The organism is Novosphingobium sp. NFX11, assembly GCF_057376415.1.
The window spans coordinates 1602787-1618789 of record NZ_CP080385.1; the positions used below are offsets into that span (position 1 = coordinate 1602787).

Below are 16003 nucleotides of genomic sequence, written 5' to 3' on the forward strand. Positions count from 1 at the left end.
GTTTGCCGGGAGAATCAGCTAAACGCAGGCGGCAATGGAGCTTTCCCGCCATATAGCCGCCGACCCCCGCGAGCCCGAACTGGACAACGTGCTCGTCGAGACCCCCTTGCCCGAAGGCAGGGGGTGGCGCACTTGGCCGCGCCGACTGTTGGCATGGCTGTGGCGGCTTCTGCCGTGGCACCGCTGGACGTGGAAGCAGCGCATCGTCCGCACTTTCGCGGGGGTTCTGGCGCTGTTCGTGCTGACCGTGGGCTATCTCGCGGTCACCGCGCCGCTGTCCAAGTCGCTCCAGCCGATCGCGCCGCCCGAGATCACCCTGCTCGCCGCCGACGGTACGCCGATCGCCCGCAACGGCGCGGTCACCGACGATCCGGTCAAGGTAAAGGACCTGCCGCCGCACGTCGTGCAGGCGTTCCTGGCGATCGAGGACCGGCGGTTCTATTCGCACTGGGGCATCGACCCGCGCGGCATCGCCCGCGCCGCGCTCAGCAACGTGACCGGCGGGAATACGCAGGGCGGCTCCACCATCACGCAGCAGCTGGCCAAGTTCACGTTCCTGAGTTCGGAGCGCAGCCTCACGCGCAAGGGGCGCGAGATGCTGATCGCGTTCTGGCTGGAGGCATGGCTGACCAAGGACGAGATCCTCGAGCGCTACCTTTCCAACGCCTACTTCGGGGACAATACCTACGGCATCCGCGCGGCCTCGCTGCACTACTTCCATCGCCAGCCCGAGAAGCTGACCGAGGGGCAGGCGGCGCTGCTGGCAGGGCTGATGAAGGCTCCCTCGCGCCTGGCGCCGACCAACAACTTCGCCGCGTCCGAAAAGCGGATGAGGGTGGTCCTGCAAGCCATGGCCGATGCGGGATACATGACTCCGCAGCACGCGAAGGCCGTATCCACGCCCCGTCTCGACGTGCGCAACCGGGCCGAGCTTCCGACCGGCACCTACTTCGCCGACTGGGCGCTGCCGCAGGCGCGCCAGCTCGAAGCGGCGGGCCACGCCGAGTCCTATCGCACCACGCTGGATCTGCGCCTGCAAGCCGCCGCGCACCGCGCCACCCGGCAGGTTCCTGCAGGCACGCAGGTCGCGCTCGTGGCCATGCGCCGTAACGGAGAGGTCGTCGCCATGGTCGGCGGGCGGGACTATTCGCAAAGCCCGTTCAACCGCGTCACGCAGGCGCGCCGCCAGCCAGGCTCGACTTTCAAGCTGTTCGTCTACCTCGCCGCGATCAAGTCCGGGATGAGCCCCGAGGATACGATCCCCAACACGCCGATCGATACCGGCTCCTACCGCCCGCAGAACGCCGGCGGGGCCTATTCGCCGACGATCACGCTGGAGGATGCCTTCGCGCGGTCCAGCAACGTCGCGGCGGTGCGGCTGTTCAACCGGGTCGGGGACGAGTCGGTGATCGACATGTCGCGGCGGCTCGGCGTGTCTTCGCCGCTGCCGATGGGCGATCCCAGTCTGGCGCTCGGCACCGCGACGATGACGCTGCTGGAACTGACCTCCGCCTATGCGGGCGTCGCCGCCAACAGCTTCCCGGTCGAGCCGCGCGCTTTCCCGGTGCCGGAGGCGGGCTGGTTCGACTGGTTGCTCGATGGCAAGCGCTCGCTCTCGAAGCATGATCACGAGGCGATCGAGGGCATGCTGCGCGCCACCGTCAATCGCGGCACAGGCCGTGCGGCCATGCTGCAGGCGCCGAACTTCGGCAAGACCGGCACCAGTCAGGAGAACCGCGATGCGCTCTTCGTGGGCTATTCGGGTGATCTCGTCGTCGGCGTCTGGGTCGGCAAGGACGATAATTCGCCGCTGAACGGGGTCTCCGGCGGCACCGTCCCGGCGCGCATCTGGCGCGACTTCATGCGCGAGGCATTGGGCGAGAAGGCCGCGCCGCCGCGCAAGGCTGCCGATCCGGACGGCCCGGTCCAGCCGCTCGACGTGCCCGACCTCGGCGACATTCCGGTGGGCGACGACAACCACATCCGCATCGAGAACGGGCAGGCGGTGTTGAGCACCAGGGTCGAAGGGGTGCCGCTCGACGTGACGCTGGACGGGCAGGGCCTGCGCATCGAGCCGAGCGGCAGCGCCTCACCCGCACCGAGATCATCGGTCGCGCCGAGCCCTTCGGGGGCGCCGTGACAGTTCGTCGTCCCGGACTTGATCCGGGACCGGTGGCTGTCTTTAGGCGAGTTCTGTCGGTAAGGTGCTGCTCCCGTAAGTGGGCTGGTCACGGCCAGCGGTCCCGGATCAAGTCCGGGAAGACGTCCCTGCCGCCATCACACCGGAATCTTCGTCCGGTACACCACCGGCCTTAGTGCAAAGCTGGTGGTGACTTGCGAGACGCCCTCGATCCGCGTCAGCCTGTTGCGCAGGAAATCCTCGAAAGTGCCCAGCGAAGGCACCAGCAGCCGCAACTGATAGTCCGCCTCCCCGGTCATCAGGTAGCATTCCATCACCTCGGGAAACTGCATGATCGCGGTCTCGAAGGCTTCGAGGTGGCGGTCGTCCTGCTGGTCGAGCCGCACGCGGACGAAGGCGGTGACGCCAAGGCCCACCGTCTCGGGATCGACCAGCGCGACGTAGCGGGTGATCACGCCTTCGCCTTCCAGCTGTTTGAGGCGGCGCAGGCAGGGGGACGGGGACAGGCCGACCCGCTCCGACAGTTCCTGATTGGTGATACGCCCGTCCGACTGCAGCTCGTCGAGAATCCGGCGGTCAATCGAGTCCAGCGGTGATGGCATGATTATGGCGTCCATTATGGAATTATCGGCAGGTTCTGCCAATGGATACGCGCCGAGAGGCCGAACACGCAAGGACATGCGCAGCCCGCCGAGCGTATTCTGCCGCGATGGCGCTCGAGCGCCATTCAGGGAGCATGAGCAGATGGCCGACACGATCACCCAGACCCGCGCCGACCTTGTCGCGACTCTGGAGGCGCTGGAGAAGCGGCTGCTGTGGCTTTCGGCATGGACGATCCACAACGCCAACCACCTGCGCCCCAAGCGCGATGGCCTGAAGGTCGGCGGGCATCAGGCCAGCTGCGCCTCGATGACGGCGATCATGTCCGCGCTCTACTTCCATGCGCTGCGCCCGCAGGACAAGGTGGCGGTGAAGCCCCACGCCGGGCCGGTGCTCCACGCGATCCACTATCTGCTGGGCGAGCAGACGCGCGAGAAGCTGGAGCGCTTTCGCGGCCTCGGCGGCGTGCAGAGCTATCCCTCGCGCACCAAGGACACGATCCCCGTCGATTTTTCGACCGGCTCGGTCGGCCTCGGCGTCGCGGTGACGGCGTTCTCGAGTCTGGTGCAGGACTATCTCGTCGCGCATGGTCAAGTGCGCGAGGAAGACGCGGGGCGGATGATCGCGCTGATGGGCGACGCCGAACTCGACGAAGGCAACATCTACGAATGCCTCATTGAAGGCTACAAGCACGACTTGCGCAACTGCTGGTGGGTGGTGGACTACAACCGCCAGTCGCTCGACAGCACGACGGCGGACCGCATGTTCCGCCGCTTCGACGACATCTTCGAGACCTGCGGCTGGCGCGTCGTCACGCTCAAGTACGGCAAGCTGCAGCGCGAGGCTTTCGCAAAGCCCGGCGGCAAGGCGATCGAGGAATGGATCGACCAGTGCCCCAACGCCGACTTCGCGGTGCTGACCTATCAGGGCGGTGTGGCCTGGCGGGCGCGGCTGATGGCCGACATCGGCGACAAGGCGCAAGTGCGCAAGCTGCTGGACAGCTACGACGACGATGCGCTGGCGGCGCTGATGACGAACCTTGGCGGCCACTGCATCGAGAGCCTGATCGACGCCTTCGATGCCTGCGACGATGACCGGCCGACGCTGTTCATCGCCTACACCGTCAAGGGCCACGGGCTACCGCTGGCGGGGCACAAGGACAACCATTCGGGCATGATGAACCCGCCCCAGATGGAGCAGTTCCGCAGCCTGATGGGCGTGCCGGAAGGGCAGGAGTGGGAACCCTGGGGCGGCCTTGGCGACAATGCCGCCGCCGCGCTCGACGCCTTCGTCAAGACCAGCCCGATCGCCCGCAAGCCCGCCGAACCGCTGGCGCCTGCCGTCGCCGTGCCCGCGCTGCCGGCGCCCGAAGGCGCGGAGCAATCGACGCAGGCCGCCTTCGGGCGCATCCTGCTCGACATTGCCAAGTCGGGTGAGGAACTGGCCGACCGCATCGTCACCACCGCGCCCGACGTCACGCAGACCACCAACCTCGGCGGCTTCGTCAACCAGCGCGGGCTGTTTCGGCGGCAGGAACTGGCCGACGTGTTCCAGAAGGCGAAGATCCCCTCGGCGCAGAAATGGTCGGCGCACGGGGCGGGCCAGCACATCGAACTGGGCATCGCCGAGAACAACTTCTTCATCATGCTCGCCTCGCTGGGGCTGGCCGGGCCGCACTTCGGCACACGGCTGCTGCCGGTGGGGACGGTCTACGACCCGTTCATTTCGCGCGGGCTCGATGCGCTGAACTATGGTTGCTATCAGGACTCGCGGTTCCTGCTGGTGGGCACGCCCTCGGGCCTGACGCTGGCGGCGGAGGGCGGCGCGCACCAGTCGATCAACACGCCGCTGATCGGCATGGGCCAGCCCGGCCTCACCGCCTTCGACCCGGCCTTCGCCGACGAACTGGCGCTCATCATGGGTTGGTCGTTCGACCACATGCAGCGCGAGGACGGCGGCTCGGTCTATTTGCGCCTCTCGACCCGCGCGATCCCGCAGGTGGAGCGCGAGGACGACGACTGGCAGGTCGATGCGCTGAAGGGCGGATACTGGCTGAAGGAGCCGGGGCCGGACGCGCAGGCGGCGATCGCCTTCTCCGGCGTCGTCGCGCCCGAAGCGCTGGCGGCGTGGGAAGAGCTGGCGGAGGATCTGCCGGGTATCGGCCTGCTCAACGTGACTTCGCCGGACCTGCTGCATCGGGGCTGGTCGGCGCGGCGGGCGGCGCGCTGGAACGGGCAGAAGCAGGCGCCGAGCCATGCCGAAGCCTTGCTGGGTGCGCTGGCGCCGGGGGCGGGGCTGGTGACGGTACTGGACGGCTCGCCGGGCGCACTGTCATGGCTGGGCGGGGTCAAGGGCATGCGCGTCAGCCCGCTCGGCACCGACCGCTTCGGGCAGACGGGGACCTCTACGATCTCTACCGGACTTACCGCCTCGACGCCGACGCCATCATCGACGCCGCCGCCGAACTTTTCCTGGAGGACTGAGCGCCTTCAGCGGCGAGGGGCGCGGTCGATCCCCTCGTCACCAGGGTGCAATCGAAGGTCTTCTTGCCGACTTCGCTGGTCTTCCAGAAGTCGAGGAGCAGCCGCACGGCTTCTTCGGCCATTTCGAAGATAGGCTGGCGCATCGTCGTCAGTTCCGGCCAGACGCTGCGGGCGATCCAGCTGTCGTCGAAGCCGACGACGGAGAGGTCGTCGGGGATCTTGACGCCGAGTTGCGCGGCGGCGGCGAAGACACCGGCGGCCATGTCGTCGTTCTCCGCGAAGATCGCGGTCGGCGGCTGGGGCGCGCGCATGATCTGCAGTCCGGCACCGATCCCGGAGGAAAACGTGAACTCGCCGGTGGCGGTGACGATGTCGGACGGGGCGTGGCCACGTTCCTCCAGCGCGGCGACGAAAGCTTCGCGCCGCCATTGGCTCGCGCCATGCGTCGCCGGGCCGTCGATCAGGCCGAACCTGCGGTGGCCGAGGCCCCAGAGGTGGCGGACGAGATCGTGCACCGCCGCCGCGTCGTTCGAGCGGACGCTGGCGACTTCGGGATTGTCGCGGATCGGGGCGAGCAGGACGTAGGGCAGCTTGCGCGCGTCGAGGGCGGCGATGACGGCCGCGTTGTCGCAGGCGGGCGGGGTGACGACCATGCCGTCCAGGCGGGCGCTGGCGAGCAGGCCGTCCATGGTCTCACGGATGTCGCTGGCCGAGGTGTCGACGCTCTCGATGACCAGTTGGAAGCCCGCCGCGCGGCAGGCGGCATAAGCGCCGTTGAGAATCTGGAGGGTGTAGCCCGGACTCGGGTTGTCGAACAGGATGCCGAGGAAGAACGAGCGTCCGGCCGCCAGCGCACGCGCGGCGAAGTTGGGGCGGTAACCGAGTTCGGCGACGGCCTTGTCGACCTTGGCCTTGAGGTCGGGGCGGACGCTCGCTTCGTTGTTGATGACCCGGGAGACGCTTTTCATCGAGACGCCCGCCTGACGGGCAACGTCCATGATGGTGACCTTTTTCATTTCCCCCGGTGCTTCCTCAGATTGGCTTTGTGCATGGCCTCTGTTTCACCAAGCCCGCCCGAATGCAAGGCAATCGCCATCACGCGGGAGGCGGGTTCAGTATGAAGACAGCGTTGTATCAAGCAATCCTGTTAGCGGTCACGTTCTACCTGCAATCGCAAGCATCTTTTTTAATGACAGCGCTGTTTTTGGAAATACATATGCAGCAGATCAAACGTCAGGCGCAATCTTCAAGCGCGCCGGCAGAGCGGGAGGGGACAGTGAGCGAATTCCTTGCAGTCGCTTCGGCGCAAAAGCCGGGCGAACCCGTGGCGGCGCGGCCGGGCGGAGAGCTTTGGGAGGGTTGATCCTCCCAGCAAGGCCGGTCGCACCCTCCTCCGCGACCGGCCTTGCAGAAACCCCCGCTTGATCTACGACCGCTCCCGACACGCAGCACAAGGAATCCCCAGTCATGGCGATGGCGCCGTCCACCAGCAGTGATCCGCAATTCGCCGAGGAAGTGCCCGGAGGCCACGTCGATGCGGCCGAGCTGCGCTATTTCGTGATGGCGCTGTTCTTCATCTTCGGCGGCATCACCAGCCTGAACGACGTGATCATCCCCAAGCTCAAGGAACTGTTCACGCTCAGCTACACGCAGGCGATGCTGGTGCAGTTCTGCTTCTTCACGGCTTATGCGGTGATCGGCATTCCGGGCGCGATGCTGGTGCGTAAGGTCGGCTACATGCGCGGCGCGGCCGCCGGTCTGGTGATCATGATCGCGGGCTGCCTGGCGTTCATCCCGGCCTCGCAGACCGCGAGCTACTGGCTGTTCCTGGCCGCGTACTTCGTGCTCGCGGCGGGGGTCGTGATCGTGCAGGTGGTGGCGAACCCGCTGATCAGCCTGCTCGGCAAGCCGGAAACCACCAGTTCGCGCCTGACGTTCGCGCAGGCGTTCAACTCGCTGGGGACCACGATCTTCCCGATCGCGGGGTCGGTGCTGATCCTCGGCAGTCTGGCCAAGGTGTCCGCCCATGACCTGACCGGAGAGGCGCTCGACGCCTATCGCCGCGCGGAAAGCGCCGCGATCGTGCACGGCTATCTGGGCATCGCGGTTGCCCTGGCGATCGTCGCGGGAGCCGTGTGGACGTTCCGCAATCGTCTCCCGGTCGAGAAGCACGGGGACACCGACGGTTTCGCGGGCTTCGATCTGCTGAAGCGTCCGCGCTTCGGCTACGGCGCGCTATGCATCTTCCTGTATGTCGGGGCGGAAGTGTCGATAGGCTCGCTCATCGTCAGCTATCTGATGCAGGACCATGTGATGGCGCTGCCCGAGCAGTCGGCGGGCAAGCTGATCGGCCTCTACTGGGGCGGAGCGATGGTCGGCCGCTTCATCGGTTCGGCGGTGCTGCGCGTGCTGAACCCCGGCATCGTGCTGGCTTTCAATGCCTGCGCGGCGATAGCGCTGATCGCTCTTTCGGTGACGTCCAGCGGCCATGTCTCGGGCTATGCCCTGCTGGCTGTGGGTCTGATGAACTCGATCATGTTCCCGACCATCTTCAGCCTCGCCTGCGACAAGCTGGGCATGCGTGCGGCGGACGGGTCGGGCATCATCAACGTCGCGATCTGCGGCGGTGCGATCGTGCCGCTGGCGACCGGCGCGATCGCCGACGCGGCCGGGGGCAATCTCGGCGTGGCGCTGGTGCTTCCGGCGCTATGCTATGCGGTCATCGCGGGCTTCGGCCTCTTCGCGCGCAAGAGCGCCGCACAGGCGTAGGCCAACGCCGCCGCGATGCGTGGCTGATCGCTCACCCAGCGCTGGCGAGCAATCGCCGCCCATGGTACTCTCAGTGACGCACTCAAGAATGAGGCGGCATGGAGAGAGGCTATGGACGGTTTGGAATCCGTATTTTGCGCCTGCGAATTCCGCATCTTGTGCATTGCGGTGATGTGCACCGGCACGATCGCGGCTCTGACGGTCGCCTTACTGACCTGAGGCCGCACCCGGGATCAGGCCGACTGGCGCGCCCATCTCGATGATCCGGTCGTTCAGCGTTTTCAGGATGCGCAGGAACTCTGCCATGTCCGCTGCCGGAAGAGTCTCGAAGAACTCGGCGGCGAACGCATCCCGGTAAGGCGCGACTTCCTGCACCACCACCGCCCCGGCCGGCGTCAGGCTGATCCGCTTCGCGCGGCGATCGTTCGGATCGGGCGTGCGCATCGCCAGGCCATCGCGTTCCAGCGCATCCACAGCCTCGGTCACCGTGCGCGGCGCCTGATTGAGGGTGTCGGCTATATCGGTCGAGCGGATTGGCCCGGCCCGATCCAGCAGCATCAGCAGCTTGAGCTGCGCAAGGGACGTGCCCCGCTCGCGCACGCGATCGTTGAACAGGCGATGCATCCGCTGGTGCAGATCGCGCATCTCTTCGAGGATTTCGTGCTCGATGCTCATGACGAGAAATAGTGTGGGACCATATAAAATGGTGTTGCCATACATCGCGCTTAGGTGCAAGTGCGAGCGCAATCGCCGCTGCGATGCAGCAATAACGGTATGGATTTCGATTGATGGCAACGGATTTGAGCGAGATCGCAGGGACAGTCTGCTGCGAATCAGGGGCAGGAGCGCGTGCCGCCGCTCAAGCGTCCGGGTGTGCGCCGGGGCCTGCTGGCGGCAGGCGTTCTGGTGCTGGTCGCAGGCGGCATCTGGCTCGCCCAGTACCAGATGTACGGCAAGTTCGAACAGGACACCAACGACGCCTATATCCAGGCTGACGCCGTCACGATCTCTCCCAAGATTTCCGGCTATGTCGAGCAGGTCCTCGTCGGTGACAACCAGGATGTGAAGGTGGGCCAGCCACTCGTCCGCATCGACCCGCGTGACTACGATGCGCAGGCGCAGCAGTATCAGGCCCAGATCGACGTCGCCAAGGCCAATGCCGACAATGTGCGCGCCACGATCGGCGAGCAGGAAGCGGCCATCGCGCAGGCGCGCGCGCAGCTTGCCTCGGCCGAGCAGGACGCGCGCTTCGCCGCCGGAGAGGCGGCCCGCTACGCGCCGCTCGCCGCCAGCGGAGCGGAGACCGCCGAGCGCCTGTCCAGCCTGCGCAATCAGGCGGTGAAAGCCCGCGCCGTCGCGGATGCACAGCGCGCCACGCTGCTTTCGGCCGAGCGCCGGATCGCTTCGCTCAATGCGCAGGTTCGTCAGGCCGACGCGCAGGGCGAGGCGGCGCGCGCGCAGCTGGCCGCCGCGCACGTCAACGTCGGCTCGACCGTGCTGAAGAGCAGCGTTGCCGGCCGGATCGGCGACCGCACGGTGCGGGCCGGGCAGTTCGTGCAGGCGGGGACGCGGCTGATGTCGGTGGTGCCGCTGTCCAAGCTCTACGTCACCGCCAATTTCAAGGAAACCCAGATCGGCCTGATGCGTCCGGGCCAGCCCGCGACGATCGAGATCGACGCGCTGGACGGCACGAAGATCGCCGGACACGTCGAAAGCATCTCGCCGGGTACGGGTGCGCAGTTCTCGCTGTTGCCGCCGCAGAATGCCACGGGCAACTTCACCAAGATCGTCCAGCGCGTGCCGGTGCGCATCGCCATCGACGCGGGCACCGAAGCGCGGCGCGTGCTGGTGCCGGGCCTGTCGGTGGTCGTCACCGTTGACACGATCTCGGCCAAGGGCGCGCAGCGCAGCATCGCCGCTCAGGAAGAGGCGCGCCGGGACGCCAAGCAGTGAACGACGCGGTTTCCGCGCCTCAACCTGAAAAGCGCGCTGATGCGGCGGCTTGGCTGGCCGTGGCGGCGGGCACGCTCGGTGCGCTCATGGCGACGCTCGACGTGTCGATCGTCAACAGTTCGCTGCCGACGATCCAGGGCGAAATCGGCGCCAGCGGCACCGAGGGCACGTGGATCGCGACGGCTTATCTGGTGGCGGAGATCATCGTCATTCCCCTCTCCGGCTGGCTCGAGCGGCTGCTCGGCCTGCGCACGCTGCTGCTGGTCGCCTCGATCCTGTTCACCCTGTTCTCGATCGCCTGCGGTCTTTCGACGACGCTGCCGATGATGATCGCCGGCCGCATCGGACAGGGCTTCACCGGCGGTGCGCTGATCCCGACGGCGATGACGATCGTGGCGACACGATTGCCTCGCGCGCAGCAACCGGTAGGCAACGCCCTGTTCGGCGCGACCGCGCTGCTGGGGCCGGTGGTCGGCCCGGTGCTCGGCGGCTGGCTGACCGAGAACGTGAGCTGGCACTACGCCTTCTTCCTCAACCTGCCGGTCGGCATCGCGCTGGTGACGCTGCTGCTCCTCGCGATCCCGCACCAGCCGGCCAAGCTGCACCTGATCCGCGAGGCGGACTGGCTCGGCATCCTCGGCCTTGCGCTGGGGCTGGGCGCGCTGACGGTGGTGCTGGAAGAGGGTGAGCGCGAACAGTGGTTCGAGATCCTCGCTGATCATCACACTGACGCTGATCTCGCTGCTGGGCTTCGCCTTGCTGGGGCTGGGGCAGGTCATTGCGCGCAAACCTGTCATCCGGCTGAGCCTCCTGCTCAACCGGCAGTTCGGCAGCGTCGTCGCCATGGTCACCGTGGTCGGCATGGTGATTTACGGCACGTCCTATGCGATCCCGCAGTTCCTTGCGACCATCGCCGGGTACAATTCGCTGCAGGCGGGGCAGGTGGTGATGCTCTCGGGCATTCCGGTGATGCTGATGATGCCGATCACGCCATGGCTGTTGCGCAACGTGGACATCCGCATTTCCGTCTGCCTCGGGCTGTGTATCCTTGCGCTCAGCGCGTGGCTGGAGACCGGGCTGACTGCCACGTCCGATAGTTCGGATTTCACCGATTCCCAGCTGCTGCGCGGCATGGGCACCGTGTTCTGCATGATGTTCCTGAATCAGGCGGCGATCCGATCGGTGCCGCCGGAGCAGGCGGGCGACGCCTCGGGGCTCTACAATTCCGCGCGCAACCTGGGCGGCTCGTTCGCTCTCGCCGGGATCGCAATCATCCAGGACCAGCGGCTCTGGCTGCATAGCCGCAGGCTCGAGGAGAGCCTCAACGCCAACTCGCTGGCGGTCCAGAACTACGTCGCCGGGCAGGGGAGCGGCGCCTTGCGCTCGATCGCGGCGACGATCCAGACTCAGGCGCTGACGATGACGTACAGCGACATGTTCTGGATCATGTCGGTGGGGATCGTGTTCGTGATCCCGCTCGTGCTTTTCCTGCGCCCGCTGCCCAAGAATGCGCCGCTGGCGTCCGGACATTGAGGAAGACCATGCGTTCCCAGATTCTGCTGCTTTCCCTCGCCACCGGCTTGCTGGCCGGTTGCACCGTCGGCCCCGACTATGCCGGGCCGCCCAAGACGGCATCGGATGCCGCTGGAGGCTTCGTGCGCGCCGATGCGGGCACGACCAGTGCGCCGCCGGTCGCCGACTGGTGGAAGACCCTCGGCGATCCGCACCTCGACGCCCTGATCACCCGCGCGCTCGCGGACAACACCGACATTCGAGCTGCCGAAGCCCGGTTGCGGCAGGCCCGCGCGGCGCTGGGCGAGCAGCGCGCGAACAGCGCACCCAAGGCGAGCGCCTCGGCGCTCTATGCCCATGCGCACATTCCCGGGGCGAACCTTGGATCGAGTGACAGCGGAGAGGAAAGCGGCAGTTCCAGCAGCGACCTCAACCTCTACAATGTCGGCTTCGACGCGAGCTGGGAGATCGACCTTTTCGGCGGCCAGCGCCGCGCGGTCGAAGCCGCGCGCGCACAGATGGAAGGCACCGAGGCGAGCCTTGCCGACGTGCAGGTCAGCATCTCCGCCAACGTTGCGCAGAGCTACCTGAACTTGCGCGATCGCCAGCAGCGCATTGCGCTGGGCGAGCAGTCGGTGGCGATGCAGCAGGACATGCTGGCGCTCACCCGCCAGCGCTTCGATCGCGGCACGGCGACAGCGGCGGACGTCGCGCAGGCCGAGAGCCAACTGGATGCGACGCGGGCACGGATCTCCCCTCTGGCGGCCGAGCGGGACGCCTATTTCAATGCGCTGGCGGTGCTGACCGGTCAGCAGCCCGGTGCGGTCGATGCGGACCTGTCCGGGGGCGGTGAGATACCCTTACCCCCGCCTTGGTGCCGGTGGGGGACCCTTCGGTGCTGCTTGCGCACCGTCCCGATATTCGCGCTGCCGAGCGTACGCTGGCCGCCGATACCGCGAAAATCGGCCAGGCGGAGGCGGCGCGCTTCCCGCGTCTGTCGTTCATGGGCCTCATCGGCATCGGCGGCACCAAGATCAGCGATCTGGGCAATCTCGACGACTTCGTGGCGGTCGGAGCGCCGCAGCTGAGCTGGAGTTTCCTCGATTTCGGCCGCACCAAGGCGAAAGTCGGACAGGCCAGGGCGACCCGTGACGAAGCGGAGGCCCGCTACGACGGCGCCGTCCTGTCGGCCCTGCAGGATGCGGAAGACGCCCTTGCACGGTTCCGCGAGGCCCGCGTGACCGTCGCCTCGCTAGCGCGCGTGCGGGACAAGGCGGCGCTGACCGAACGGCTGGCGCAGAGCCGCTATAAGGCGGGAACGACGACCAAGGTAGCCGCGCTCAGCGCTCGCAACGACCTCAATCGTGCCGAGCAGGACCTCGTCTCCGCGCGCGCCGCCCTGACGGGCGATTACGTCGCCATCCAGAAAGCGCTGGGCTTCGCCTGGCGCTGACCGGACCTAATTGAGCAGATCGGCCGGCAGGCATGGGCCGCTGTCGGCCGTCCAGTCGATTTGGTACGGCGCGGGATTGAATTGCAATCCTGCGCTGCCGGGCTTGCGTGGTCCGTATCCCGGTGCCTATTAGCCACGATGCGCATTGCTCTCTTCGAACCGGAAATCGCCGGAAACGTCGGCGCCGTCTTGCGGCTGTGTGCCTGTTTCGGCGCCGGGGTGGACCTCATCGAGCCGATGGGCTTCGCGTGGGACGATCGCCGGGTCCGCCGGACGGCGATGGACTATATCGATCACGTCAGCGTGACGCGGCATGCCGATTTCGCGGCATTCAAGAGTACCGTCGGGACCAGCAGGTTGGTGTTGTTCACGACGAAGAGCAGCGAATCCGCTTACGAATTCAGCTTCTGGCCGGACGACGTGCTGCTGTTCGGCAAGGAAAGCGCAGGTGTGCCCGAATTCGTAGCCGAGGCGTGCCAGGCCCGCGTACGCATTCCGATGCGTCCGCAGGTCCGCTCAATGAACCTCGCGACATCGGCGGCACTCGCACTCGGCGAAGGATTGCGGCAGACTTCGACGCTTCCATAACCCGGCCGATCAACAAAACTGCCGCGCTCGCTCAAGTGCCGCCCGGTGTCTGAGCTATAGTCGCAGCCATCACCACGGCGGGGACGCATGCAGGCAGACACCATCATTACCGGCGCGACGGTCATCACGATGGATGCCGGGCGCCGCGTCATCCGCGACGGCGCGGTGGCCTTTTCGGGGGACACCATCGTGGCGGTGGGCAAGGCCGCCGACCTTGCCGGGATCGCCGCGCTCGAAGTCGTGGACGGTTCCGGGTTCCTGCTGACGCCGGGCTTCGTCAATGCCCATGTCCACGTCACGGAGACGCTCATCCGGGGCTTCGTCCCCGGCGATCTGCCGTTCGACGAGACGCTCGGCCGGTGGGTGATCCCGCTCTACAAGGACCATTCCCCCGCCGAGCAGGCGGTGGCGGCTAGGCTTGCCGTCGCGGCGATGCTGCGCACCGGGACGACGACCTTCCTGGAGGCCGGAACGGTCATCGCCTTCGACGAAGTCATGGCCGCGATCGCCGGTACGGGTATCCGGGGCCGTGTCGGCCGCTGGACCGAGGACCGCGCATGGGATCCCGCTGCCGACGCCGATGCGCTCACCCGCGATGCCTTCGCGGCGCTGGAGCGCGACATCGAAGCTTATCCGCAGGACGGTCGCCGCATTGCCGCCTGGCCCAACCTCATCGGGCATATGACCGCGACCGACAGCTTGTGGCGGCAGGTGACGGAACTCGCCCGGCGAACCGGAACCGGCGTTTCGGCGCACATGAGCCCGGTCGCGGGCGATTCCGAATGGTATCTTGCCGCGACCGGGAAGCGCGCGGTCGAGCATCTGGCCGATCTGGGCGTGCTCGGGCCGCATCTCAACCTCGTCCACATGGTCCACATCGATGCGCGCGAGGCGGAACTGGTCGCGGCGAGCGGAACCCGTGTTACGCACTGCCCCGACGCCGCCCTGCGGGGCGGCTATGGCGTGACGCGGCGCGGGCTGTTCCCCGAACTGGCGGCGGCGGGCGTCACGATCGCGCTCGGCACCGACGGGGCGGACAACCACGACATGATGCGCGTCATGGCGCTGATGGCCTCGCTGTTCCGCGATGCGCGTGAAGACCGCTCGCTGTTCCCCGCCCACGCTGCGCTGGAGATGGCGACGCTGCACGGCGCGACAGTACTCGGGCTGTCGGACAGCATCGGGGCTCTCGCACAGGGCATGAAGGCGGACATCGTCGCCCATGACATCCGGCGTCCGGAATGGGTGCCGCTCAACAATCCGGTCGAGCAACTGGTCGCCTCAGCCGACGGGCGGGGTGTCCATTCGGTCTGGGTCGATGGCGTGCGTGTGGTGCAGGACCATCGCTGCACCCTCATCGACGAGGATGCGCTGTGGGCCGAGGGGCAGGCGATGGCGCAGGCCCTGCTCAGCCGATCGGGGTTGCCGTTGGTCAGTGAATGGCCGATCATCTGATGCAGGAAGGGACGAACAAGGTGGAATATTCGGCGATCACGGTAACCCCGCTCACGCCCGGTATGGGCGGGGTGGTATCGGGCGTGGACCTCACGCAGCCGCTCTCCAATATCGAGGTGGAGGAACTGCACCGCGCGCTGGAGGACCGGCTGGTGATCTTCTTCCGCGACCAGCCGATCGACCACGCGGCGCACAAGCGCTTTGCCAACTATTTCGGCGGCATCCATATCGCGCCGAGCACGAAACCCTGGCAGGAGCCGGGCCATCCCGAGATCACGATCATGCACGCCGACGGGGATTCCACCTTCGTCGCAGGCGAGGACTGGCATTCGGATATGAGCTGTGACGCAGAACCGCCGCTGGGCTCGGTGCTCTACCTGCACACGGTGCCGCCGGTAGGAGGGGATACCGCGTTCTCGAACATGTACGCGGCGTACGATGCCTTGTCCGACCGGATGAAGGCGCATCTGGAGGGGCTGACGGCGGTGCATGATGCGGTGGTCGGCTTCGGCGGCATCACGCCCGAGGGGATGAAGCTGCCGCGCAGCAGCCATCCGGTGATCCGGACGCATCCGACTTCGGGGCGCAAGGCCATCTACGTCAACAAGGGCTACACGACCTATATCGAGGGCCTGCCGCGCGCCGAAAGCGACGCGCTGCTGGCCTACCTGTTCGACCATGTGAAGCACCCGCTGTTCCAGTGCCGCTTCTCATGGGCGCAGCATTCGATCGCGTTCTGGGACAACCGCTGCACGCAGCACTCGGCGACCTGGGACTACTTCCCGCAAGTGCGTTCCGGCTATCGCGTGCAGATACTCGGCGATACTCCTGTATGATAATCAGTTGAATTATAAGAATAATAAAAACTATTGATCGGTCGCGAAGAATGTGTCCGGCGCTGGAAAAGGGCAGATATTGCCGTTGCTTCAACGTGCGGCTATCAAACCGATGAAGCGGGCGTACAGCTTTGCGCAAGCTTACGCGACGGCCGTGGTCCACGTGCGTGCCACGTGGCAAAGGGGCAGGTCCGCTTTTTGCAGCACTACATGA

General features: G+C 66.7%; 10 protein-coding genes and 3 pseudogenes. 10 read left to right on the top strand and 3 right to left on the bottom strand.

Annotated elements, in window-relative coordinates; translation table 11 throughout:
- The first annotated feature begins 34 nt into the window (after positions 1-34).
- Positions 35-2140, top strand: a complete 2106-nt coding sequence (locus KZO24_RS25175; RefSeq protein WP_486487387.1) for a transglycosylase domain-containing protein — start codon at positions 35-37, stop codon at positions 2138-2140.
- 137 nt (positions 2141-2277) lie between these two features.
- Here KZO24_RS25175 and KZO24_RS25180 read toward each other — a convergent pair whose 3' ends face one another.
- On the bottom strand, positions 2278-2742 hold the full coding sequence (locus tag KZO24_RS25180; RefSeq protein ID WP_051211584.1) for an Lrp/AsnC family transcriptional regulator: 465 nt from the start codon (positions 2740-2742) through the stop codon (positions 2278-2280).
- Between the two features lie 142 nt (positions 2743-2884).
- Between KZO24_RS25180 and KZO24_RS25185 the strand changes: the two are divergent.
- A pseudogene (locus KZO24_RS25185) lies at positions 2885-5223 on the top strand (transketolase).
- Here the strand turns inward: KZO24_RS25185 and KZO24_RS25190 are convergent.
- A complete protein-coding gene (locus KZO24_RS25190; protein ID WP_486487388.1) occupies positions 5163-6239 on the bottom strand; it encodes a LacI family DNA-binding transcriptional regulator in 1077 nt (358 codons plus the stop codon). The pseudogene KZO24_RS25185 and the gene KZO24_RS25190 sit on opposite strands and share 61 nt — an antisense overlap.
- Positions 6240-6340: 101 nt before the next feature.
- Here KZO24_RS25190 and KZO24_RS25195 point away from each other — a divergent pair, with 101 nt between their 5' ends.
- Both KZO24_RS25195 and KZO24_RS25200 read left to right on the top strand, forming a co-directional pair.
- The gene (locus KZO24_RS25195) at positions 6341-6586 is read left to right on the top strand and encodes a hypothetical protein (RefSeq protein ID WP_486487389.1); all 246 of its coding nucleotides are present in this window, start codon (positions 6341-6343) and stop codon (positions 6584-6586) included.
- A gap of 104 nt (positions 6587-6690) precedes the next feature.
- Positions 6691-7992: a sugar MFS transporter gene (locus KZO24_RS25200; RefSeq protein ID WP_271183800.1), complete on the top strand. Its 1302-nt coding sequence runs from the start codon at positions 6691-6693 to the stop codon at positions 7990-7992.
- Between the two features lie 207 nt (positions 7993-8199).
- Here the strand turns inward: KZO24_RS25200 and KZO24_RS25205 are convergent, their stop codons facing one another.
- On the bottom strand, positions 8200-8667 hold the full coding sequence (locus KZO24_RS25205) for a MarR family winged helix-turn-helix transcriptional regulator (RefSeq protein ID WP_285020786.1): 468 nt from the start codon (positions 8665-8667) through the stop codon (positions 8200-8202).
- A 174-nt stretch (positions 8668-8841) separates the two neighbouring features.
- On the opposite strand from KZO24_RS25205, the gene KZO24_RS25210 reads away from it, so the two are divergent.
- The 6 genes and pseudogenes from KZO24_RS25210 (at position 8842) to KZO24_RS25235 (ending at position 15789) form a co-directional block, all read left to right on the top strand.
- Positions 8842-9945 (top strand): HlyD family secretion protein, encoded by a 1104-nt coding sequence (locus KZO24_RS25210; protein ID WP_486487390.1) that lies wholly within the window; start codon positions 8842-8844, stop codon positions 9943-9945.
- 86 nt (positions 9946-10031) lie between these two features.
- Positions 10032-11478: pseudogene (locus KZO24_RS25215) on the top strand (MDR family MFS transporter).
- An 8-nt stretch (positions 11479-11486) separates the two neighbouring features.
- Positions 11487-12910: pseudogene (locus tag KZO24_RS25220) on the top strand (efflux transporter outer membrane subunit).
- A 138-nt stretch (positions 12911-13048) separates the two neighbouring features.
- Positions 13049-13498 carry a tRNA (cytidine(34)-2'-O)-methyltransferase gene (locus KZO24_RS25225; protein WP_271183805.1) on the top strand — a complete coding sequence of 150 codons (450 nt, stop codon included), beginning with the start codon at positions 13049-13051 and terminating at the stop codon, positions 13496-13498.
- 87 nt (positions 13499-13585) lie between these two features.
- Positions 13586-14953: an amidohydrolase family protein gene (locus tag KZO24_RS25230; protein WP_271183806.1), complete on the top strand. Its 1368-nt coding sequence runs from the start codon at positions 13586-13588 to the stop codon at positions 14951-14953.
- The gene (locus tag KZO24_RS25235) at positions 14938-15789 is read left to right on the top strand and encodes a TauD/TfdA dioxygenase family protein (protein WP_271183807.1); all 852 of its coding nucleotides are present in this window, start codon (positions 14938-14940) and stop codon (positions 15787-15789) included. The genes KZO24_RS25230 and KZO24_RS25235 overlap by 16 nt, the downstream gene beginning before the upstream one ends.
- Positions 15790-16003: the final 214 nt, after the last annotated feature.